This window comes from Metallibacterium scheffleri (assembly GCF_002077135.1).
Lineage (GTDB): Bacteria > Pseudomonadota > Gammaproteobacteria > Xanthomonadales > Rhodanobacteraceae > Metallibacterium > Metallibacterium scheffleri.
Genome location: NZ_LDOS01000002.1, coordinates 726,768 through 745,749, shown reverse-complemented (window position 1 = coordinate 745,749; position 18,982 = coordinate 726,768). Strand labels below are relative to the sequence as shown.

The 18,982-nt window shown below is 64.3% G+C and carries 20 protein-coding genes, 1 other RNA gene and 1 pseudogene; 10 read left to right on the top strand and 12 right to left on the bottom strand.

All coding sequences use genetic code 11. The features are described 5' to 3' along the window. Nucleotides 1-26: 26 nt before the first annotated feature. The gene (gene hrcA / locus Mschef_RS08495) at nt 27-1,088 is read right to left on the bottom strand and encodes a heat-inducible transcriptional repressor HrcA (RefSeq protein ID WP_081127459.1); all 1,062 of its coding nucleotides are present in this window, start codon (nt 1,086-1,088) and stop codon (nt 27-29) included. A gap of 175 nt (nt 1,089-1,263) precedes the next feature. On the opposite strand from hrcA, the gene recN reads away from it, so the two are divergent. Further along, on the top strand, nt 1,264-2,931 hold the full coding sequence (recN, locus tag Mschef_RS08490; protein ID WP_081127456.1) for a DNA repair protein RecN: 1,668 nt from the start codon (nt 1,264-1,266) through the stop codon (nt 2,929-2,931). A gap of 15 nt (nt 2,932-2,946) precedes the next feature. Here recN and Mschef_RS08485 read toward each other — a convergent pair whose 3' ends face one another. After that, nucleotides 2,947-3,567 carry a response regulator transcription factor gene (locus tag Mschef_RS08485; RefSeq protein ID WP_081129929.1) on the bottom strand — a complete coding sequence of 207 codons (621 nt, stop codon included), beginning with the start codon at nt 3,565-3,567 and terminating at the stop codon, nt 2,947-2,949. A gap of 99 nt (nt 3,568-3,666) precedes the next feature. Here Mschef_RS08485 and Mschef_RS08480 point away from each other — a divergent pair, with 99 nt between their 5' ends. Next, entirely contained in the window at nt 3,667-5,271 is a 1,605-nt protein-coding gene (locus tag Mschef_RS08480) for an MASE1 domain-containing sensor histidine kinase (protein WP_136256403.1), read from the top strand. Between the two features lie 425 nt (nt 5,272-5,696). On the opposite strand, the pseudogene fur reads toward Mschef_RS08480, so the two are convergent. Next, nucleotides 5,697-6,101, bottom strand: a pseudogene (fur, locus tag Mschef_RS08475) (ferric iron uptake transcriptional regulator); the annotation flags it as partial. A gap of 69 nt (nt 6,102-6,170) precedes the next feature. On the opposite strand from fur, the gene Mschef_RS08470 reads away from it, so the two are divergent. After that, a complete protein-coding gene (locus tag Mschef_RS08470; protein ID WP_081127451.1) occupies nt 6,171-6,611 on the top strand; it encodes an outer membrane protein assembly factor BamE in 441 nt (146 codons plus the stop codon). 12 nt (nt 6,612-6,623) lie between these two features. Here the strand turns inward: Mschef_RS08470 and Mschef_RS08465 are convergent, their stop codons facing one another. After that, nucleotides 6,624-6,914, bottom strand: a complete 291-nt coding sequence (locus Mschef_RS08465) for an RnfH family protein (RefSeq protein ID WP_136256402.1) — start codon at nt 6,912-6,914, stop codon at nt 6,624-6,626. After that, nucleotides 6,907-7,338 carry a type II toxin-antitoxin system RatA family toxin gene (locus Mschef_RS08460; protein WP_136256401.1) on the bottom strand — a complete coding sequence of 144 codons (432 nt, stop codon included), beginning with the start codon at nt 7,336-7,338 and terminating at the stop codon, nt 6,907-6,909. Before Mschef_RS08460 ends, Mschef_RS08465 begins: the two co-directional genes overlap by 8 nt. A 42-nt stretch (nt 7,339-7,380) precedes the next feature. Between Mschef_RS08460 and smpB the strand changes: the two genes are divergently transcribed. The 7 genes from smpB to Mschef_RS08425 all read left to right on the top strand — a co-directional run bounded on the left by smpB (nt 7,381) and on the right by Mschef_RS08425 (nt 13,924). Further along, the gene (gene smpB / locus Mschef_RS08455) at nt 7,381-7,866 is read left to right on the top strand and encodes an SsrA-binding protein SmpB (protein WP_081127442.1); all 486 of its coding nucleotides are present in this window, start codon (nt 7,381-7,383) and stop codon (nt 7,864-7,866) included. Between the two features lie 81 nt (nt 7,867-7,947). Continuing rightward, nucleotides 7,948-8,300: a transfer-messenger RNA gene (gene ssrA / locus Mschef_RS08450) on the top strand. A 161-nt stretch (nt 8,301-8,461) separates the two neighbouring features. Beyond that, nucleotides 8,462-9,652, top strand: coding sequence for a tyrosine-type recombinase/integrase (locus tag Mschef_RS08445; protein ID WP_081127439.1), 1,191 nt, complete (start codon nt 8,462-8,464; stop codon nt 9,650-9,652). Then, complete coding sequence (locus Mschef_RS08440) at nt 9,652-10,191, top strand: hypothetical protein (RefSeq protein WP_081127436.1); 540 nt, start codon at nt 9,652-9,654, stop codon at nt 10,189-10,191. Before Mschef_RS08445 ends, Mschef_RS08440 begins: the two co-directional genes overlap by 1 nt. A gap of 84 nt (nt 10,192-10,275) precedes the next feature. Beyond that, complete coding sequence (locus Mschef_RS17245) at nt 10,276-10,515, top strand: helix-turn-helix transcriptional regulator (RefSeq protein ID WP_197686765.1); 240 nt, start codon at nt 10,276-10,278, stop codon at nt 10,513-10,515. Between the two features lie 702 nt (nt 10,516-11,217). Further along, a complete protein-coding gene (locus tag Mschef_RS08430) occupies nt 11,218-12,315 on the top strand; it encodes an IS110 family RNA-guided transposase (protein WP_081126072.1) in 1,098 nt (365 codons plus the stop codon). A 391-nt stretch (nt 12,316-12,706) separates the two neighbouring features. Then, nucleotides 12,707-13,924 carry a hypothetical protein gene (locus Mschef_RS08425; protein WP_081127430.1) on the top strand — a complete coding sequence of 406 codons (1,218 nt, stop codon included), beginning with the start codon at nt 12,707-12,709 and terminating at the stop codon, nt 13,922-13,924. Between the two features lie 180 nt (nt 13,925-14,104). Here Mschef_RS08425 and Mschef_RS08420 read toward each other — a convergent pair whose 3' ends face one another. The 7 genes from Mschef_RS08420 to Mschef_RS08390 form a co-directional block, all read right to left on the bottom strand. Continuing rightward, the gene (locus Mschef_RS08420; RefSeq protein WP_081127427.1) at nt 14,105-15,067 is read right to left on the bottom strand and encodes a reverse transcriptase family protein; all 963 of its coding nucleotides are present in this window, start codon (nt 15,065-15,067) and stop codon (nt 14,105-14,107) included. Then, nucleotides 15,042-15,338, bottom strand: coding sequence for a helix-turn-helix transcriptional regulator (locus tag Mschef_RS08415; RefSeq protein ID WP_081127424.1), 297 nt, complete (start codon nt 15,336-15,338; stop codon nt 15,042-15,044). The genes Mschef_RS08420 and Mschef_RS08415 overlap by 26 nt, the downstream gene beginning before the upstream one ends. 51 nt (nt 15,339-15,389) lie before the next feature. Beyond that, nucleotides 15,390-15,623, bottom strand: a complete 234-nt coding sequence (locus tag Mschef_RS08410; RefSeq protein WP_136256611.1) for a hypothetical protein — start codon at nt 15,621-15,623, stop codon at nt 15,390-15,392. 637 nt (nt 15,624-16,260) lie between these two features. Further along, nucleotides 16,261-16,617 (bottom strand): DUF6573 family protein, encoded by a 357-nt coding sequence (locus tag Mschef_RS08405; protein WP_081127419.1) that lies wholly within the window; start codon nt 16,615-16,617, stop codon nt 16,261-16,263. A gap of 52 nt (nt 16,618-16,669) precedes the next feature. Continuing rightward, on the bottom strand, nt 16,670-17,254 hold the full coding sequence (locus Mschef_RS08400) for a JAB domain-containing protein (RefSeq protein ID WP_242426500.1): 585 nt from the start codon (nt 17,252-17,254) through the stop codon (nt 16,670-16,672). A gap of 316 nt (nt 17,255-17,570) precedes the next feature. Continuing rightward, nucleotides 17,571-17,780 carry a hypothetical protein gene (locus Mschef_RS08395; RefSeq protein WP_081127413.1) on the bottom strand — a complete coding sequence of 70 codons (210 nt, stop codon included), beginning with the start codon at nt 17,778-17,780 and terminating at the stop codon, nt 17,571-17,573. Nucleotides 17,781-17,782: 2 nt separating this feature from the next. Continuing rightward, nucleotides 17,783-18,733 (bottom strand): ArdC family protein, encoded by a 951-nt coding sequence (locus Mschef_RS08390; RefSeq protein ID WP_197686764.1) that lies wholly within the window; start codon nt 18,731-18,733, stop codon nt 17,783-17,785. Nucleotides 18,734-18,982: the final 249 nt, after the last annotated feature.

The window sequence follows — 18,982 nt, the reverse complement described above, 5'->3', positions numbered from 1 at the left end:
GGGACGACAACAGGCAATGCTTGGGGTTATGCGGGCGTGACGATGCGATTCAAGATGCCGCCGAGCAGATCGGCGCTGGTCTGCACGACCTGGATCACGCGGTCGTAAGCCATGCGCGTCGGCCCGATCACGCCGATGCTGCCGAGCACGCGACCCTGCACGCCATAGGTCGCGGTGACCATCGAGCAGCCGGCCAGCGGCGCGAAGCCGCTTTCCTCGCCGATGAACAGGCGCACGCCCGGCGCGGCGGCGCAATTCTCGAACAGCGCCAGCAATTCGCGCTTCTGCTGGAACGCCTCGAACAGGCTGCGCAGGCGCTGCAAGTCGGCCAGATCGTGCACCCCCATCAGGTTGGACTGACCGCTGACCATCAGGTCGGGGATGCTCTCCGGGCCGGGCTGCACGGCATGCGTGGCCAGTTCCACCGCGCCACCCAGCGCGCTGCGCAGCGCGCCGTCGGCGGCCTGCAGCTCATGCGCCAGGAGAGCACGGATTTCACCCAGGCGCATGCCGCAGAAGCCGGCGTTGAGCACCGTCGCGGCGCGCTCCAGATCGGCTGCGTCGGGGCGCCGCGTCATTTGCAGGATGCGGTTCTGGATGTGCTGATTGGCGAACACCAGCACCACCAGCACGCGCTCGTCGGGCAGCGCCACGAACTCGATCTGGCGCAGCGGCAAATCATCCTCGCGCGGTACCGTGACCATGCCGACGAACTGGGTCATGGCCGAGAGCAGCGCCGAAGCGCCGGTCGCCAGCTCGCGCGCGTCGCCCGGCATTTGTTGCAGACCACGCGCAAGGCGCTGCTGATCCGCCAGCGGCAGCGGCTTGATTTCCAGCAGGCTGTCGACGAACAGACGCAGGCCCTGCGGCGTGGGGACGCGCCCGGCCGAAGTGTGCGGCGAAGCCACCAGGCCGGCGTCCTCGAGGTCGGCCATGATGTTGCGGATCGTCGCCGGGCTCACTTCCAGCCCGGCCGAACGCGACAGCGTGCGCGAGCCGACCGGCTCGCCGCCGCTGAGGTATTGCTCGATCAGGCTGCGCAGCAACTGCCGCGCGCGCGCATCGAGACCGGGTGGATAGGCTGCCATGGACTGGGTTCGGACAAAGCTGCAGCATGGATAAGGCCTGCGCGGCCTGCTTGCAAGCCCCGTGAGCCAGGCCCGCCAGCCTGATGCATGCCGCGCGGCGTCGTGAAACTGCTGCGCCGGCCGCGCCGCGCCCATAGAATCACGCCATCATTCCCGCCATGCGCTGCACCATTTCATGCTGACGACGCTGTACGTTCGCGATCTGGCCGTGGTCGCCGAAGCCGAGATCACGCTGGGCGCCGGCCTGACCGTGGTCACTGGCGAGACCGGCGCCGGCAAGTCGCTGCTGGTCGATGCGTTGCTGCTGCTCGGCGGCGCACGCGCCGACGCCACGCTGGTGCGCAGCGGCGCGGAACGCGCCGAGGTCAGCGCCGAATTCGACCTCGCCGCCAGCCCCGCCGCGCGCGCTTGGCTGCACACGCAAGCCCTGGACGATGACGGGCACTGCAGCCTGCGCCGCGTGCTGGCCGCCGCGGGCGGTTCGCGCGCGTGGATCAACGGCCGCCCGGTGGCGCTGGCGCAGCTGGGCGAACTGGCCGCGCATCTGCTGGAGATCCACGGCCAGCACGAGCATCAGGCGCTGCTGCAGCGCGAGCAGCAACTGGCCCTGCTCGATGCCTACGGCGCGCACTCGGTGACCCTGCTGCAGGTGCGCGAGCTGGCCCAGCGCTTGCGCGCGCTGGCGCACGAGGCCGCGACGCTGGGCGATGGCAGCGAGCGCGATGCGCGCCTGCAACTGCTCGCGCACCAATGCACGGAACTCGAGCGCTGGGCGCTGCCCGCGGAGCGTCTTGCCGCGTTAGAAGCCGAGCAACGCCGTCTGGGCCACGCCGAGCGCCTGCTGGCGGGGAGTGCCGCACTGGTCGATCAGCTCGAAGGCGACGACGGCCTGCGCAATCAACTCGCGCGCGCCGCCGCGGAACTCGCGCGCCTGGCCGAGATCGACGCGGACCTGGGCGCCAGCCGCGAACTGCTGGATGCCGTGCTGATCCAGCTCGGCGAGGCCGGCAGCGCGCTGGCCCACTACGCCGAGGCGCGCGACCTCGACCCGGACCGCCTCGCCGAGGTCGATGCGCACCTGCAACACCTGCACGACCTCGCGCGCAAGCACCGCTGCGCGCCGGACGCACTGCCCGATGTGCTGACGCGCCTGCGCGACGAGCACGCGCACCTGCACGATGCCGGCGCACGCCTGGATGCGCTGGCGCGCGAGCGCGATGCGTTGACGCGCGATTACGACACTGCAGCGGCCGCCCTCGGCGCGGCACGACAGCAGGCGGCGCAACGCCTCGGCGCCGAGGTCAGCGCGCTGATGGGCACACTCGGCATGCCCGGCGGGCACTTGCAGGTGGCGCTGGAAGCGACCGCGCCGGGCGCAGCCGATGCGCAAGGCCGCGAGCGCTGCGAGTTCCTGATCAGCACGAATCCGGGCCAGGCACTGCGCCCGCTGCGGCGCGTCGCCTCGGGCGGTGAACTGGCGCGCATCAGCCTGGCGCTGGAAGTCAGCATGCTGGGCCTGGACGATATCGGTTGCATGGTGTTCGACGAGGTCGACAGCGGCATCGGCGGCGCGGTCGCGGAGATCGTCGGACACAAGCTGCGTGCGCTCGGCCGTGTGCGTCAGGTCCTGTGCGTGACCCATCTGGCGCAGGTCGCGGCGCAGGGACATGCGCACCTGCGCGTGAGCAAGCACAGCGACGGCGCGGCCACGCGCACGCAGATCGAGACACTGGATGTCGAGGGACGCCGCGATGAACTGGCGCGCATGCTCGGCGGCGTATCGATCACGCCGGAAACGCGCGCGCATGCCCGCGCCATGCTGGAGCAGGCGCAAGCGCGTTGAACGACGTGGCGCCTCTCAGGCCACCACCAGGCCGCGCTCGCGCGCCAGACGGTACAAGTCCAGCTCGGAGCCGGCGCCCAGCTTGCCCATGAGGCTGGCGCGGTGGATGTACACGGTCTTCTGGCCGATGCCCAGTTCGGCGGCGGCCTGCTTGGGCGTGAGCCCGCGCGCCAGCAGCAGGAATACCTCGTGCTCGCGCGCGGTCAGGCGCGCCAGGGGATCGCCGTCGCGCGTGCTCTGGCTGCGCGCGATATCGCTGCTCAGGTAGCGCTCGCCGGCCAGCACGGCACGCAGCGCGGCGATCAGTTCATCGGCGGCGGCACCCTTGCTGACATAGCCCCAGGCGCCGCGACGCAGCGCCTCGGAAATGTACGGCTCGGTGTCATGCATGCTCAGCACCACCACTCGCAGACCGGGGCGCAGGCTGAGCAGATGCTCGAGCAACGGCAAGCCACCGCCGTTGGGCAGCGAAAGATCGAGCACGACCAAGTCAGCCGCGTTGGCGAGGATGGTCTCCAGCGCCTCCTCGGCGTCGCCGCATTCGGCGATCACATCGAGTCCCGGCTCGGTCTGGATCAGATGCTTGAAACCCTCGCGTACGATGGCATGGTCATCCACCAGCACGATGCGTGTCATGGCACCACGATAGCAGGCCTTGCGCGGCGCGAGCACGACAGGGCCGGCGCTCGATGCGCGGCAGTCCGCGGCGCGTGGCGCGCCTTGTACCATGCCACCATGCTGCGTCTGTCCCCGCCCAAGCTATCGCCATGGCTGCAAGGTCCGGCCGCCGCGCTCGGTTACGTGCTGGCCTGGGCCGGGCTGTTCGAGATTTCGCAGTTGTACTGGTATCTGCCCGCCGGATTGCGCTTCGGTGCGCTGCTGCTGGCGCCGCGACGGCTATGGCCGTGGCTGATCGGCGCGGAGTGGTGTGCCGGCCTGCTGCTGCGCCTGCATGACCCGCATCTGCTGCACGATCCCCTGCTGCTGGCGTGGATGGTGTTGCCACAACCGCTGGTGGTCGCCATGATCATCGCGCTGATGCGGCGACGTGCGACGCCGGTACTGATCGAGCGCCCGGAACGCGCCGTGCGCCTGCTGGTCGGCGCCCTGCTCGCCGCGCTGGCCAGCACCGCGGTCAATGCCCCGATCCTGCAGACACTGGTCGGCTTGCCGCTGATGCATATCGGCAGCATGCTGGCCAATTTCGCCTTGGGCGATTACGTCGGCATCCTGCTGATTACGCCGCTGCTGATCATGTTGCTGCGCGCGCCACCCGATCATGCGCAGGCCCGCGCGCTGCTCGCCGACATGCTGCTGATCCTGCTGCCGACAATCATCGCCCTGCTGCTGATGATGGATGAAAGCGTGCCACTGGCGCGTTATGCGCGCGTGCTGACCCTGGTGCCGGTGCTGTATTTCGCCTTTCGCCACGGATGGCGCGGCGCCAGCCTGGCGATGCTGGCCAGCAGCACGGCGGTGACCGCGCATGCGGGCCTGCAATTGCGCCCCGAAGCGCCGGCCGAGGCGCAGTTGTTCCTTGCCGTGGCCGGCACCGGTGCGCTGCTGCTGGGCGCTGCCACAGACGCCCTGCGCCAGAGCGGCCTGCGTCAGGCGCTGCAAAACGCGCGCCTGGCCAATGCCAATCAGCGTCTCGATCAACTCGCCCAGCAGTTGGCCAACGCAGCGCGGCGCAACCTGCGCGCGGAAGAAGGCGAGCGCAAGCGCATCGCCGCCGAACTGCACGATGAGCTGGGCCAGAACCTCACTGCCATCCAGATCCGCGTGAAGATCGCGCAGAACCGGCTCGAAACAGCCGGACTCGGCGACGTATCGGCTTCGATCAACGACATCGTGGCCACCATGCGGCGCAGCGTGCGCGGGCTGCTGGAATCGTTGCGCCCGGCGGCACTGAACGAATTCGGCCTGGCACGCGCCCTCGATGAGGGTCCGCTGCGCGATCTGATCCAGAGCGCGAACATGAATTACAGCGTCGAGCTGCGTGGCGACCTGCGCCTGCTCGATGAGGGCATGCGCAATACGCTGTATCGCATCGTGCAGGAGGCCGCGACCAACTGCGTGCGCCATGCGCGCGCGCACGCATTTCGTGTGCGCCTGCGCGCGGCCCGTCGCGGCGACCAGCTGCTCGCCCTGCTCGATATCCGCGACGACGGCGTGGGGCTGGGCACTGCCCATGGCGCACTGTCGGCCATTGGCCAGGGACGCGGGCTGCACAGCATGCGCGAGCGTGTCCTGGCGCTGGGCGGCACGTTCCGCGTCATCGAGAGCGCGCAGGGTCTGCGCCTGCGCATTCTGCTGCGCCAGCCGCACGCGCCGGCCTGAGCGCCCAGGCCGAACCGCGGGCGCGACCGGCTGCTGCGCGGCCGCTCGACGCATGCCGCGCGTCTAGGAATCTTTCTGATTGTCGCGCCCTTAGCATCGCGTTTACATTCCTTTCATGTTTGGGGTGCCGCCATCGGAGCGTGGCGGCTGGCAGGCGCCGTTTGGGGCGGTACTTGCCAAGCGGGTGGTGAACCCGTTGCGCGGCCATGGATCGCCGTTGCGCGCCGCAGGTCAGGATGATCACGGCGAACTGCCTGGCTTGGGGAGCCGGGTTCGCGGGTGGTGAAGGAATGCCACCCGCGTCTTTATCGAGACTGACGCCCGCCTTGCGCGGGCGTCACTTTTTTCACGCTGGCGCTGCTTTTCGCGCTGGCGCTGCGCGCGGGCGTCCTGCCCGGGACGGCGGTTTCCGGCGTCGCGCGCGCGGCGCGGCGCGGACGCACATACAGCACCAGACTGTGCTCCTCGAGGTCGTAGCCGTGACGCTGCGCGATGGCGCGCTGCAGGCGCTCGATGTCTTCGTCGACGAACTCGATCACTTTGCCGCTATCCAGATCGATCATGTGATCGTGATGGCTGCCGCGGTTGAGCTCGAATACTGCTTGCCCACTTTCGAAATGGTGCTTGTTGACGATGCCGGCTGCCTCGAACTGGGTCAGCACACGATAGACCGTGGCGAGGCCGATATCCTCACTGTGCTCGACCAGATGCCGGTAGATATCCTCGGCGCTGAAATGGCGCGGATGCCTGCCTTGCAGGATGCTGAGAATGCGCACGCGCGGATGCGTGACCTTCAGGCCGACGCGACGCAATTCCTGCGATTGATCCACGGCGAGATTCTCCCGATCCGATTGCGCGGCAGTGTATCATCCGGCCCTTTGAACGCTGGCGCAGAGTGCATGCAAACCATCAATCGTACGCGGGTCATCATCTGGGCCATCGCGCTCGCATCCAGTTTCGCGCTGGGCGGCTGCGCCATCCTGTACAAACCGGACGTGCAGCAAGGCAATCTGATGCAGCAGGCCAAAGTCAGCGAACTCAAGCCCGGCATGACCAAGCGCCAGGTGATCACGCTGCTCGGCGCACCCTCGGTGGTCTCGCCGTTCGACGGCAGTCGCTGGGATTACGTATCCACGTTCCAGCACCGCGGCGAGAAGATCCAGGAGCGTAAGCTCACGCTGATCTTCAAGAACGACACCCTGGTGCGTACTGAAGGCAATTTCTTCGCCGAGACGCCGCAGGACATGCTCAAGGCCAGCAAGGCCTTCCAGGGCGACTATATCCCCAGCGCGCCGAAGAACGGCGGCCAGGACGCTGGCAAGCAATCCGGCGGCGGTTGAGTCGCTTCCGCTTCAGTGCCGCGCCGCGCGCAGGCGGCGCGCCTGCATCGGCGTCAGCGTCAACGCGCGGTACACCTCCACCTGGTCGCCATCGCGCAAGCATTGCTCGGGCCGCACCACGCGCCCGAAGATGCCGAGGTTGCCCGACTGTTGCCACGCGGCCTCGGGATGCGCCGCCTCCAGACCGCTGCGCACAATCGCGTCGCGCACGCAACTGCCGGGCGGCAACGACAGATGCCGCACGAAGGCTTCACCCGCGCACGGCGCAAACACCACGTCCACCGCCAGATCGCGCTCAGGCATAGGCGCGGCGTGCCTCGGCGCAAAAATCATCGACCAGGCGATCGGCCAGACCCTGAAAACCCAGGCGCAGCGCCGGACCCCACAAGCGTCCGGCGAAGGCAAAGCCCAGATCCAGCCCGACGCGGCAACCGGCTTCGCCCAGCGGCGTGAAACTGAAGATGCCATCCAGCGCCTGCAGCGGCCCTTCAATCAACTGCATCTGCAATCGCCCGGGCGGCGACTGCAGGTTGCGCGTGGTGAAGCTCTGCACCATGCCGGCGAATCGCAAGTCCAGCCGTGCAATCTGGTAGCCCTCGCCGCGCTCGAGCACGTGCGCGTCGGCGCACCACTTGAAACGCATGGGGTATCCTTCGACCTTGTTGACCAGGTCATACATCTGCGCCGGCTTGAACGGCACGATCGCGCTGCGCTGGATTCGGGTCACGGCCTGTCTGTCGCGGTTGCGGCAAACCACCATTGTACGGACATGAACAAGCCCAAAGCCAAGGCCACGGGCGGCACGATTGCGCTCAACAAACGCGCCCGCCACGAGTACCACATCGATGAGCGCCACGAGGCCGGCCTTGCGCTGCAAGGCTGGGAGGTCAAGGCACTGCGTGCCGGACGCCTCAACTTCGGCGACGCCTACGCGCTGATCAAGGGCGGCGAGCTGTACCTGTTCGGCGCCTCGATCACGCCGCTGATCAGCGCTTCGACGCACGTCGTCGCCGATGACCGGCGCACGCGCAAGCTGCTGCTGCACCGCGAGGAGATCGACAAGCTCATCGGCGAGGTCGAGCGCAAGGGCTACACGCTGATTCCGCTGGCGCTGTACTGGAAAGGCCGCCACGTCAAGATCGAGATCGGTCTGGCCCGCGGCAAGCAGGAGCACGACAAGCGCGCCAGCGAGAAGGAGCGCGACTGGGACCGCGAAAAGCAGCGCGTGATGCGCGCCAGGAATCCTCCAGCCTGAACACGCTGCGCGGCGAGCATCGTGGCACTTGAGGCAATCGCCGCGCACCCCCATACTTGCTTGGCTCGACCTTTCGCAACCGGGGGTGTTCCGGCTTCGACGGGGGTAGTGAGATGGTTTGGTGCATGCCGAGGGGGCAGCTTTCCTCGTTAATCCAGCGGCAAAACCACAGACGCCAACGACGACGTCTACGCACTGGCCGCTTAAGGCCTAGCCCCGAACCCACTTGTGCCTGTGCTCGTGGATGTAGGGTCATTATCACAGGATCGCTGCCGATCGCCGCCTGCCGGTCGATGGCTAGATCTAGCGGGCTGGTTTCCCGGTGCGCCTCGCACACCGTGCTGCCGGGAAACGAGACTCAACGGTGAGCTAAGCATGTAGTACCGGGCGTCAAACGCCTTCGGACGCGGGTTCGACTCCCGCCACCTCCACCAATTCGACTTACCAGAACTTCCTGAAACATAACTAAGCCCTTGTTACAGAGGGCTTTTTTCTTGACTGCGCTTACCTGTAGCGGTGTCGATTTCCCTGACATTGCGCCAAGTTTTGCAGTAGATGCTACAGTAACCCGCGAGCACTCATCAGGGTTACTGCAATGCTGACATCTTCCGCCGTCACCAACGCCAAGCCCAACCCCGCGAAGCAGTACCGGCTATCCGACGAGCGCGGCCTGTACCTACTGGTGCGGCCGCAAGGCGGGAAGTGGTGGCGCTTCGACTACGCCCGCCCCGGCAACAAAAAGCGCAACACGCTGAGCCTGGGCATCTTCCCCGACGTGTCGCTGAAGCAGGCACGCGAACGCCGCGACGAGATCCGTAAGCTGATCGCGGACGGGATCGATCCGGCCGCCAAACAAGCGGCTGAGCACAGCGCCGCGGCCGACACCTTCAAGGCCATCGCTGAGGAGTGGCACACGACGCACAAGGCAAAATGGACACCAGATTACGGCGATGAAATTCTGCGCCGGCTTGAAGTGAATGTGTTTCCCTATATCGGCGCGAGGGCCATCACCAGCTTGACCGCCCCGGACATTCTGGCGGTGCTGCGGCGAATCGAAGCGCGCGGCGCCGTGGATCTTGCGCATCGCCAGCACCAAGTCTGCGGGCAGGTATTTCGCTATGCCATCGCCACCGGGCGCGCGACTGCCGACCCGACCCCTGCCCTGCGCGGTGCCATCCCGCCCGCGCCCAAGGTGCACCTGGCCAGCATCAAGGAACCGGCGCGCGTCGGCGAGCTGCTGCGCGCGCTGCACAGCTACAGCGGCGGCCCCGTGGTATCCGCCGCGCTCAACCTCGCGCCGCTGGTGTTCACTCGGCCCGGCGAACTGCGGCATGCCGAATGGGCCGAGATCGACTTCGACACGGCTGAGTGGCGCATCCCGGCGCACAAGATGAAGATGCGCGCGCCGCATATCGTGCCGCTGAGTACCCAAGCCGTCGCCATCCTGCGCGACCTGCACCCGCTGACCGGGCGCGGCAAGTACGTGTTCCCTTCACCGCGCGGCGCGGCGCGCTGCATGTCCGAAAACGCCATCACGGTTGCCCTGCGCGCGCTGGGCTACGACGGCCAGACGATGACCGGCCACGGCTTTCGCAGCATCGCCAGTACGCTACTGAACGAACAGGGCTGGAACCGCGACGCCATCGAGCGCCAGCTTGCGCATGCCGAGCGCGATGGGGTGCGCGACGCCTACAACTACGCAGAATACCTGCCCGAGCGGCGCAAGATGATGCAGGCATGGGCGGACTACCTGGACGGGCTACGCAAGCAGCCGGGGACGGCGTGATGGATGCTAAAGCCAAAGAGCAACAGGAGCTTGTTGCAAAAATCCGCCAGGAAATCGCTGACGACGATTCCGATTTTGCCTCTCTCGACGCTGTATGGGATTCGGCGTACCACGCGTACCAAGACATGCGCGACGACCTACCGACAACCTCTCGCTACAGCTACGTGCTGGCGGCCGTTGCGCGTTGGGTACTTGATGTGGGCGCCTATCCGCCTCCAGAGTTGATGATCGCGCTCGCCATGCTGTTCAAGCAATACATGGACGCTGCTGGCGACCTGGACTTGGAAGCAGTCTACTTCGGCCGTCCACCGCAACGCCTTGGAACTTACGCCCGCCGCGCAGTTCGTGAGTCCGCTGCGCTACCTATCGACATGGCGTTTTTGTTTGCTTTTTGCGCTGCAAAAAATAGCGGATTGAGCGATGCCATGTCGGCGGAAGCCGCGCAGGCCCGGGTTGAGCGCGATCACGGCGAATGCCCGGACGCTGAGACCATGCTGCGCAGGATGCGCAGAGAGAAGGCACAGGCGCGGACGAAATAGGCGGTTTTTCGTCCGTGCATGCACGGCATCCCGAGCATAGTTTCTCGGTACCGCTGGCTACGCCGGCTTGTGCGAGGACCGCGCATGGAACCCAGCAATCAGCAGCACTCAACGCCACCATCTTCCATGCCGCCGCAGCCACCGCTGGCGCCAGGCGATCTGATCGACGAGCACGAAGCTGCGGCGATTCTGGGCGTGAGTATCCAGACGCTTCGCAACTGGCGCTGGCGCAACTGCGGGCCACACTACCGGAAAGTCGGCAGCAGACTGGTGCGCTACTTGCGCAGCGACTTGCTGGTCTTCATCGAAAGCGGGATCCATTGATCCTGATCTATCGGAAGCCTGCCACCGCCGCCCCGCGCCACCGCCCAGCACCAACACCCTGCCCCTGGCCCACCTCGCCCCGCGCGCCGACCCGCCTCGGCTCGCATGCCGAACTCTCGGCTGATCCGGTTGCGGGCGCGGTACTACCATCCGCGTGCGACGGATCTCGCCAAGAAGCTGGGCTGAAGTGGGTCCGGCGATGCCGTCCCGGTTCGGAAGCCTGGCGAAGTTGGGCTTGCGATGCTGCTGCGTCCGAGCGTCAAGCATGTCGAAGATGCTGTTGGTCGCGAGGCTGGTGATGACGTCGCCGAAATCCGCACAGCGCTGGCGATTGAAGCTCGGAAGTCAGATTGATTTGGCCTGCCTCAGATGAACACTTCGGGCCGACTACCTTCACAACCTGCGACGCGACGCCTGGGTCAGCCACACACACTGGCGGCATGGCGACCCGGGTGGCATGCTGCGACCCTATAGCAGACGGTCGAGATCAACCCGAAGCGGACGCAGACCGTACCTGTTGCTGCGAGCACTGGATTTCCGAAGTTTAGATGCCAAGGAGACCTCTTGCCCCGAGAGACAGTTCGAGAGTCGAGGCCGTGCACAGCCTTGAAGCCTCCTGACGAGTAAAAAGAGACTTCCCGCTTCCAACGGCCTCGAGGGCCATGATGGTTTTTACAACCGTCAGCAGAAGGGGAAGTCTCGATGAGCACTATAACCATGGGCGTGGATTTGGCGAAGAACCTGTTTTCCGTATGTGCGGTGGATGGCGCCGGACACGTGCAGCGGCGGCAGGATCTCGGGCGTGAAGCGTTTGCGCTGTGGCTGGCGCAGGTGCCGGCCGGCACCGTGGTGGCGATGGAGGCATGCAGTGGCGCGCACCATTGGGCGCGGCGCTGTTTGGAGGTCGGTCTGCAGCCGCGCTTGATGGCGGCGCAGTTCGTGACGCCGTTCCGCAAGAGCCGCACACTGAAGAACGACCGCAACGACGCCGAGGCGATTGCCACGGCGGCACGCCAGGGCAACATGCGCTTTGTGCCGGTCAAGTCGGTCGAGCAGCAGGCGCGGCTGGCATGGCATCGCGTGCGCGAGGGCTACAAGACCGAAGGGCTGGAGATCAGCAACCGCCTGCGCGGTCTGCTGGCCGAGTTTGGCATCGTGATGGCGCAGGGTGACCGGGCGTTGCGCATCGCCTTGGCGGATCTCGACGCAGCGGCATCGTTGCCTGCGGAGCTGAAGGAACTGCTGCGCGATCTCAGCGCGCACTGGGCGCAGGTGCGCGACCGCATCGCCGCGTGCGATGCGCGCATCGAAGCGCACGCCAAGGCGGATGAGCGCTGCGTGCGGCTGCGCGCGCTGATCGGCATTGGCCCGCTCACCGCCGATGCGATGGTGGCGAGCGTCGGCTCGGCCAAGGAGTTCAAGAACGGCCGGCAACTGGCCGCATGGCTCGGCCTGGTGCCGACCCAGCACTCCAGCGGCGGGCACACCCGCCTGGGCACGATCAGTTGCCGCGGCGATGCCTACCTGCGCACGCTGCTGATCCAGGGCGCGCGCAGCAGCCTGCAGCGCGCCAAGGTGACTGCACAGGATCGGGCCACGCCCGAGCAGATCTGGATCCGCCAACTGGCGTGTCGGATGCCGTTCGGCAAGCTGCTGGTGGCGATTGCGAACAAACACGCGCGGCAACTGTGGGCGATGCTGGCGCGCGAGGAAGCCTACGACGCCGAGGCGTGGCTGAAGCACCCGATGGTGCAGCGCCCGGCCGGCAAGCGCGCGGTGAGGATCGCCGGCATGGCATGACACGAACGCACATCCTTTCACGTCAGCGCGAAGTGGTCGACAACGGTCAGACCGACCCGGAGAGAACCTGACTAACCTGCCGGACGTCACCCCGTGTTTCGGCTGATCCCCGAACACCGACGATACCGAAAGACGAACGAGGTCTCCGGGTGCGGTTTATACCCTGGTCCGCGCCAGCATCAGCGGCGCAACAAGACCGTTTATGGAAATGCAGTCTGACATTCGTTGCATCACCACGCAGCACTGACACGCACGACGCAGCAAAGAGGACAACACGATGACCAGCCATGGCCCGAAAGCTCAAGGCAAGAACCTCAAGCGCGCGGCGTTGACGGGAAGTCTCTTATGGTCACGTTAGACTCACTGCTTTGAGCGACGCTGAAGGGCTGTAATGAGCGCCTTACCTCCGAATCTCGAACACGTCCGGAACGCCGCATTAGCTGCCCTAGGCGGCATCAAACCGGCTGGTTCACCTCAAGGCAACGACGAATCGCATGCGCTCATGATGGCCTCGCGAACCAATGGCGGACGCGACCTTCCGCCCTACTACCTCGTCTACTTTTTACTCGTCGATCTTCTCGGTTTCGCAAACTTGGGCCAATGGGAAAAAGTCGCGTGGATCGTGCCGATTCGATATTCGGGTCGGTTGTACTCGATAGAGCATCGGAAAATGGGGCTCGGGATATTTGCTCCAACTTATAAGAACGATTTGCAAAAAATTGGGCAAGCAATCGCCAGCGGTACACCGAGCGACGAGGCCGAGCAGCACGCGCGGGAGATGTGTGTACTCATCAAGAAAGCGATCACGAAGGCAGAACCCTATTTTGAATGGCGAGCCAAGCAAGCAGCCGTCGGCAGTAAGTTGAACGTCACCAATAATAGTAGTTGGCTGTTCGAGCGATACGAATACATTCGTGATGAGTATAAGCGCCTCGACGAGGAATTCGAACGAAGGAAAGATGAACGCAATATCACGAAATATCCGAACGGCGGCATTATGTCCGTTTGGCCTGCTTATGCAATACGTCGACATGCCGAGTGGACAGGCCAAGCGGCAATCGACGCCTTCTTTAGCTGGACAGAGCATGCTTTCATCCACATCGCCATCCTGAATGGAGCCGTGAAAACTGGCGAGGATGTTGCGGCACTAGCCGAAGCGGATTGGAAGGCCAAGTTCAAGGCCGCGCTCCCTATCAACGATGCAGAGATTAAGAAGCGCTACGAAACGCTGTTGGACTTGCGCGCCCAGATTCGCAACTACATGGCACACGGTGCTTTTGGGAAACGCGGCCAAGCGTTCAAGTTTCACTCTGGCGCAGGTGCAGTGCCGGTGCTTCTTACACTACGTCAGCAACGTCGCTACACGCTGACGGGAAAACCTGATTTTGCAGAGAAAGCGGCGTTGAACGAGATTGATGCTTTCATCCGCCACGTCTACACCACTGGTGCGGCCATCGCCTTGGAGCACGTTCAAAGTGGCTTAGCAAGCATTCTCACGTATGCAACAGATGGCACGTACGGTAGGGCGATGAACACCATGGAGGACATGAAGGAGTTCATCGAGTATATGAATCATCAAGTGGACAGATCGGCCAACATGGATTGGTAGCATCGGGCCGAATCGGCTAACGCCGTGCGTGTATGACACAGCGTCCGCTTCTGGCCGGTCGGTTCCGATCCGCTTCAGCGGAACCAGTAGCACAGCGCTGGCGCCTTGATCGCCTGAGTGGCATGCTGCGACCCATTTCAGTCATTCAGCAGATCCAACTTGAGACAACTGCCGACCAGACTATTGGTTGAGGTCCAAGCCCACTCGAAGCGTCGTAAGCCTAGCCCTGAGAGCTGCTCCCTCTATCGGGTGGAACTGGGACAGTCGCCCTACGCGCCCTGAGACTCGATTGATCTCAGATTTCAATCGCACTGGATCTGTCGAATTCTTACTGAGCACTTCGAGCTGATGCACGGCGGTGCGTATGTTCTGCCGCTCCCTGGTCAGCAACGCTGGACGCGCGTTGATCATGAGCTTGGTGGTCAACATGGGACCGTTCCCACGTCGGATCTCGTGCTTTGATCTTTTGGCTTGGAAACCCTTCGAAGCCATAAGCCCATAAACTTCAGCAATGCAACTGCCAATCTTCTCGTTATTTAGCTGCTCTTTGGACGAGCAGGTCACGTCATCAACATAACGGGAATACGAGATCCCTCTATCCCGTAAGTTCTCGTACAACCGCCACTCTCGATCCCAAAACGCGAGATTCGCAAGATACGAACTAGTGATTGCACCCTGAGGCAGGGCACCATCTTTTATGGTCAACATTGTCAGCAGCTGCGCCACTTCTGGCGCAAACCGGAAAAAGCTCACCCATATTGAGTAAACAACCTTCGCGTCCGTGCTCGGGAAGAAGTTTTTGATGTCCTCGGTTACGACGATGGCAGCGCCAGCATGCAAAACCGCATTTCTTCGCGCATCACGCCCTTTCAGACTACCCGTAATGTAATCGGGAAACACGACTCTCTGGAAAAACCGTGCCTGTATCCGTCTGTGGACACTTTTGAGCAAAGGAAGCGCATCAAACGTCCTCCGGATGCTGCCATCAGCCTTGATGATTGGCTTGCCGTCCCGATATAGGCCGCCAGCTGTATCACCGATTCGCTGCAAATCAACAACGGACACTCCCAGCGATCGGCTTAGACTCGCCAGAGATCGAACTGGGCTGAAAGTGTACTTAGGCTGGGCTGCCTTGGGGTTCATTGAGCAAATCCAACGCAGTCATAGCCAACCTACCAGCAAGATCCTTGTCGATACCCGAAAGCTCTCCTCGGTCTGCCCCTAAAAAGAACAGGATCTCCAGTGGCACCCTTAGACCGGCCGCAATTTTTTGCACGGTAGAGAGCGTGGGATCTCGCTTCGAGTTTTCAAGCATCGACAGGTAGGAGACCGAACAACCAGCCAGCTTGGCCAAATCGGCCTGGCTAAGCTGACGCCGTGTACGGCACATTTGGATGGCGCCACCGATATTCATACGTGTCTCCAAAACATGAAAGGCTTGCTGCGCCTGTCGTCGTCATCTCTATCAGTTCATCAGATCAGTGATGTTCGTAACCATCCGTATCACTAAGCCGATCAGTTCCAGCACGCGATACCCGTAATATAACGCGGAGAGAGATTTCGAGCGGGTTCCGTCCTGCTCTAGTGCGGCAACTACTGCTTCGATTTCTTCGATAACGCTAGTGTCGAGTTGGCCTTGATAAGCATCGCGCAGCTGCTTTAGCAACCGGATGCTGCTTTCTTTGGTATGGCTATCCATGTGGATAACTCCTTCGTCGGGCAACATTACCCGCCGTCGGTAGCAATGAGCCGGAAGGAGCCAACCCGACACAACAAGCCAATCACCATTCCGACGCTCCGGACCACGCCGTCACAACAAGCCTCTGCCTGCTGCATACGTGATCCTTCGCACGTTGTGCCGAGGTGCCTGATGTACGAGGAACCCGACACACGTGCTGCGACATAGCTTCACCAATGGATCGTGAAGCGCCCCGCTCAACTGGGGCCGACTAGCTAGCTCTTTGCTATCGAAAAAGAAGTGGAACCAATTCCCAAATACAGCTCAACCGAGCGGTAACACTCGGCCTGGGACTAAGATAGTCGTAAAAGAAGCCATTGTCAATATAGTTCACTCACAGTGAATGTTGCGCCGCAACCGAGGACTGCTGCCGATCAGCCTTCCGGCTCCGGAAGATGATGGATCACTCCGGTGCAAACCCTGGGTCAGAGTGCATTTTTTGACCGTCTGCGTCGGGCCAAGAGCGGCCCGCTGAATGGATTCCTGCTTCTGATCCTGATGCGCGCAGGGATGCGCGTCGCGCCCTTGCCAGGGACGGCCGCGCCGATCTCCAAGTGCCGGAAAGGAGAAACCCGCACGCGCGAGCCCCTCGCGGCGATCAATCCTCGCCTTCCAGCATGATCGTGATCACGGGCTCCCCGTCATCACCCGGCCCACACTGCGCCCACAGTTCCGCACCCAGCGCGCGGAACACCACGCGATCGGTGCCACGCGCCGCGCGGATGGCCTCGAGCATCGCGGAGAGCACCGCCGAAATTCGCACGGCCTCGGCCACCTCGCGCATGTCGCGGTCGGGCTCCGGAATGGCTTGGATCACTGCCCACACGCTCGCTGTGCACGCGGTCGAGTAGCGGATGCTGCAGGAATGCGCGCGCTCGCTCAGATCCACCAGCACGCCATCGGCGAGAGCCTGGCTGCGGGTGTAGCTGTAGATCAAGTCGTCGTCGTTCAACATGGAAAGTCTCCGAGAGTTGGGCCGCGTGCGCCGCGGCCCGGGGTTGCATGGATCAGCAGAGGCCGCGGGCGGCCAGACTGGTGATGGTCTCGCCGGCGACCAGGTGGTCGAGCACGCGACAGCCGACCAGATCCAGCGCCTGTTTCAACACCTGCGTCAGCGCCACGTCGGCGCCTGATGGTTCGCTGATGCCGCTGGGGTGGTTGTGATAAAGAATCACAGCGGCGGCGTTGCATGCGATGACGGCGCGCACCACTTCGCGCGGAGGCACGCTGCATCCGTCCAGCGTTCCTCGGAATAGTTCGCGGGTCTGAAGAACCCTGTGTTTGTTGTCCAGCAAAATCACGCCGAAGATCTCTGCGACCATGCTTGCGCAATGCACGCGCAACCAATCGCGCGCCGCCTTCGGGTCGCTCAGGGTGCCCTGACGTGTCCAGCGCCGATGCAAGATCGCCTCGGCCTCGCCCAGAATGTCGGCCTCGTGCTGTGCCTGGGTGTCGGTCATCTCTTCCGGGTCGCGGTGTTGGTATAGAGCTGCGTCTTCGCTCCTAACCTGCTGCTCGCTGGTGAGTCCCTCGACTTTGACTCGGCTCGTCGCCGTTCGCGTGGGAGATGTCCGGATCGTTGCCGTGCGCATATCTGTTCTCCGTTGGTGGTTGGTTTGCTGCTCGCTGGAGCCGCCCTCACCCGGACGTGAGGCGGCCCCTTGCCGCGTAGCGGCGCGCAGGCGGGAGACGTGATCAGCCGGAACGGCTGGCGCGGCACCTGCGGCGCGGGGCCTACGAGCGCGGGCGGCTCAGCGGGCAGCGGCCACCGACGGAGACGGGCCGCAACGATTCGGCCCACGCGGATGGCGGGCTGGTGAAGTTCGTCGTTGTCGATGTGGATTCATGGCGGCCAGGACGGCTGCGCCGGAACCGGCCCCGCGAACGGACGCGGGGCCGCGATGTTGATCAGTCGATCGGCGTCGGTCGAATGCCGCGCCATTGCGATCGCGTGCAACGGAATTCGCGGCCCTGGTCGCAGTGCATAGCGATGAGTCCGCGTCGCTGATCGAACGCATCGACCGTGACGGTGTAAGCCGCGCCGATGCAATACGGCGGCGGCATGCGGTAGCGGCGGCCGATGATCGGCCGCCCTGTTGTCTTCGTCTTCGTCGCCATGTTCAGGCCTCGGCCTCGGCCGGCGCCGCGCGCCCGGCCTTCAAGATTTTGTCGGCAGCACCCATGATGCGGCGGGCGTGCTTCTCGGTGACCCGCTCGGCGCTGGTGTCTTGCAACCAGTGCTGGATGTAGCCACGCGATGCCTCGAGATTGCCGCAGCTCAGAACGGCACAGCACAGATACGCGACCGACTCGGCTTCAACCTCGGCAAGACTGCGGGTCAATTCCGGGCCATCCTCGATGCGGCCTTGCTCCGAGTGCAGCAGGCAATGCGCGAGCTCGTGGCACAGCGTCTTGATCGGTTCCACAGCCAGCGGCGACACCGCCACGCGGCGGGACTCCGGCAGCGCGTAGCCCTGCGTGTTGCCATCGCTGGATTGGAACGCTTCACGCGTGATGCCCAGCGCTGCCAGCGCGTGCGCCGGGTTCCATGCGGCCGGGGCCTTGGCCTCGAGGTCGTGCGGCTCGGCGCCCTCCAGCGGCTCGGTCTGGTGCAGCGCGAACCAGTTACGGCGGGCAATGAACAGCGTGTGGGAAGCCTTGCCCTTGCCTCCGTCCTGCGCGTCATCTTCCGGCTTCGCGTCGGCCTTCGCCTTCACGGTCACGGGCATAGACATCATCAGCGCCTTGCTGCCCTTCTTGACCACGCGGCCCAGTTCCTTCCAACGGTTGAAACTGGCAATTGGTGCCAGTGCTTCGCCACGCGCCCATAGTTGCCCCGCCACCCAGAGCGCATTGCTCAGCGAATAGCTGTGAAACAGGTGGTAGCACTCTGCCACGCGGCCGGGCTGCGTCAGCGCCTCACGCAACAGCGCCATGAAGTCGGGTTGTCCGTTTCCAGCCTTTCCCTCACCTGCCGGGAGGTGAGCCTCGGGCCGGGTCTGGGGCCGGAACAGGCCCCGGTCGCCTTGGGCCGTGCGCGGGTTGTTCGTGCTGTTCGTCGGGTCATGCATGATGCTGTCCTCTGCTGTGTGGGTTCTGCCGGTTGGAGCCGCCTCACCCGATTGCGAGGCGGCCCGAATCCCGCGCAGCGGGGCGAGCAGGCAGCGGGCATGACAGAGCGCAGCGTCGCGAAGGGCTGGCGTGACCGATGCAGGCGAGGGGCCAACGAGCGTGGCGGCTCAAAGCGGCAGTGGCAGCAGAGGGCTTGCGGACCCGCGCAGCACGAGCGCGCGACCCAAGGTGGGGTGAAGGATTTTGTT

Excerpts from the sequence above, each read along its gene's own strand:
- Mschef_RS08440 (WP_081127436.1), top strand. The coding sequence starts at position 9,652 with ATGGATGCTAAAGCCAAAGAGCAACAGGAGCTTGTTGCAAAAATCCGC.
- Mschef_RS08480 (WP_136256403.1), top strand. The coding sequence starts at position 3,667 with ATGCTGCGTCTGTCCCCGCCCAAGCTATCGCCATGGCTGCAAGGTCCG.
- Mschef_RS08415 (WP_081127424.1), bottom strand. The coding sequence starts at position 15,338 with ATGAATATCGGTGGCGCCATCCAAATGTGCCGTACACGGCGTCAGCTT.
- Mschef_RS08400 (WP_242426500.1), bottom strand. The coding sequence starts at position 17,254 with ATGCGCACGGCAACGATCCGGACATCTCCCACGCGAACGGCGACGAGC.
- Mschef_RS08395 (WP_081127413.1), bottom strand. The coding sequence starts at position 17,780 with ATGGCGACGAAGACGAAGACAACAGGGCGGCCGATCATCGGCCGCCGC.
- Mschef_RS08485 (WP_081129929.1), bottom strand. The coding sequence starts at position 3,567 with ATGACACGCATCGTGCTGGTGGATGACCATGCCATCGTACGCGAGGGT.
- hrcA (WP_081127459.1), bottom strand. The coding sequence starts at position 1,088 with ATGGCAGCCTATCCACCCGGTCTCGATGCGCGCGCGCGGCAGTTGCTG.
- Mschef_RS08410 (WP_136256611.1), bottom strand. The coding sequence starts at position 15,623 with ATGGATAGCCATACCAAAGAAAGCAGCATCCGGTTGCTAAAGCAGCTG.
- Mschef_RS08425 (WP_081127430.1), top strand. The coding sequence starts at position 12,707 with ATGAGCGCCTTACCTCCGAATCTCGAACACGTCCGGAACGCCGCATTA.
- Mschef_RS08465 (WP_136256402.1), bottom strand. The coding sequence starts at position 6,914 with ATGCCTGAGCGCGATCTGGCGGTGGACGTGGTGTTTGCGCCGTGCGCG.
- smpB (WP_081127442.1), top strand. The coding sequence starts at position 7,381 with ATGAACAAGCCCAAAGCCAAGGCCACGGGCGGCACGATTGCGCTCAAC.
- Mschef_RS08470 (WP_081127451.1), top strand. The coding sequence starts at position 6,171 with ATGCAAACCATCAATCGTACGCGGGTCATCATCTGGGCCATCGCGCTC.
- Mschef_RS17245 (WP_197686765.1), top strand. The coding sequence starts at position 10,276 with ATGGAACCCAGCAATCAGCAGCACTCAACGCCACCATCTTCCATGCCG.
- recN (WP_081127456.1), top strand. The coding sequence starts at position 1,264 with ATGCTGACGACGCTGTACGTTCGCGATCTGGCCGTGGTCGCCGAAGCC.
- Mschef_RS08420 (WP_081127427.1), bottom strand. The coding sequence starts at position 15,067 with ATGAACCCCAAGGCAGCCCAGCCTAAGTACACTTTCAGCCCAGTTCGA.
- Mschef_RS08405 (WP_081127419.1), bottom strand. The coding sequence starts at position 16,617 with ATGTTGAACGACGACGACTTGATCTACAGCTACACCCGCAGCCAGGCT.
- Mschef_RS08390 (WP_197686764.1), bottom strand. The coding sequence starts at position 18,733 with ATGCATGACCCGACGAACAGCACGAACAACCCGCGCACGGCCCAAGGC.
- Mschef_RS08445 (WP_081127439.1), top strand. The coding sequence starts at position 8,462 with ATGCTGACATCTTCCGCCGTCACCAACGCCAAGCCCAACCCCGCGAAG.
- Mschef_RS08430 (WP_081126072.1), top strand. The coding sequence starts at position 11,218 with ATGAGCACTATAACCATGGGCGTGGATTTGGCGAAGAACCTGTTTTCC.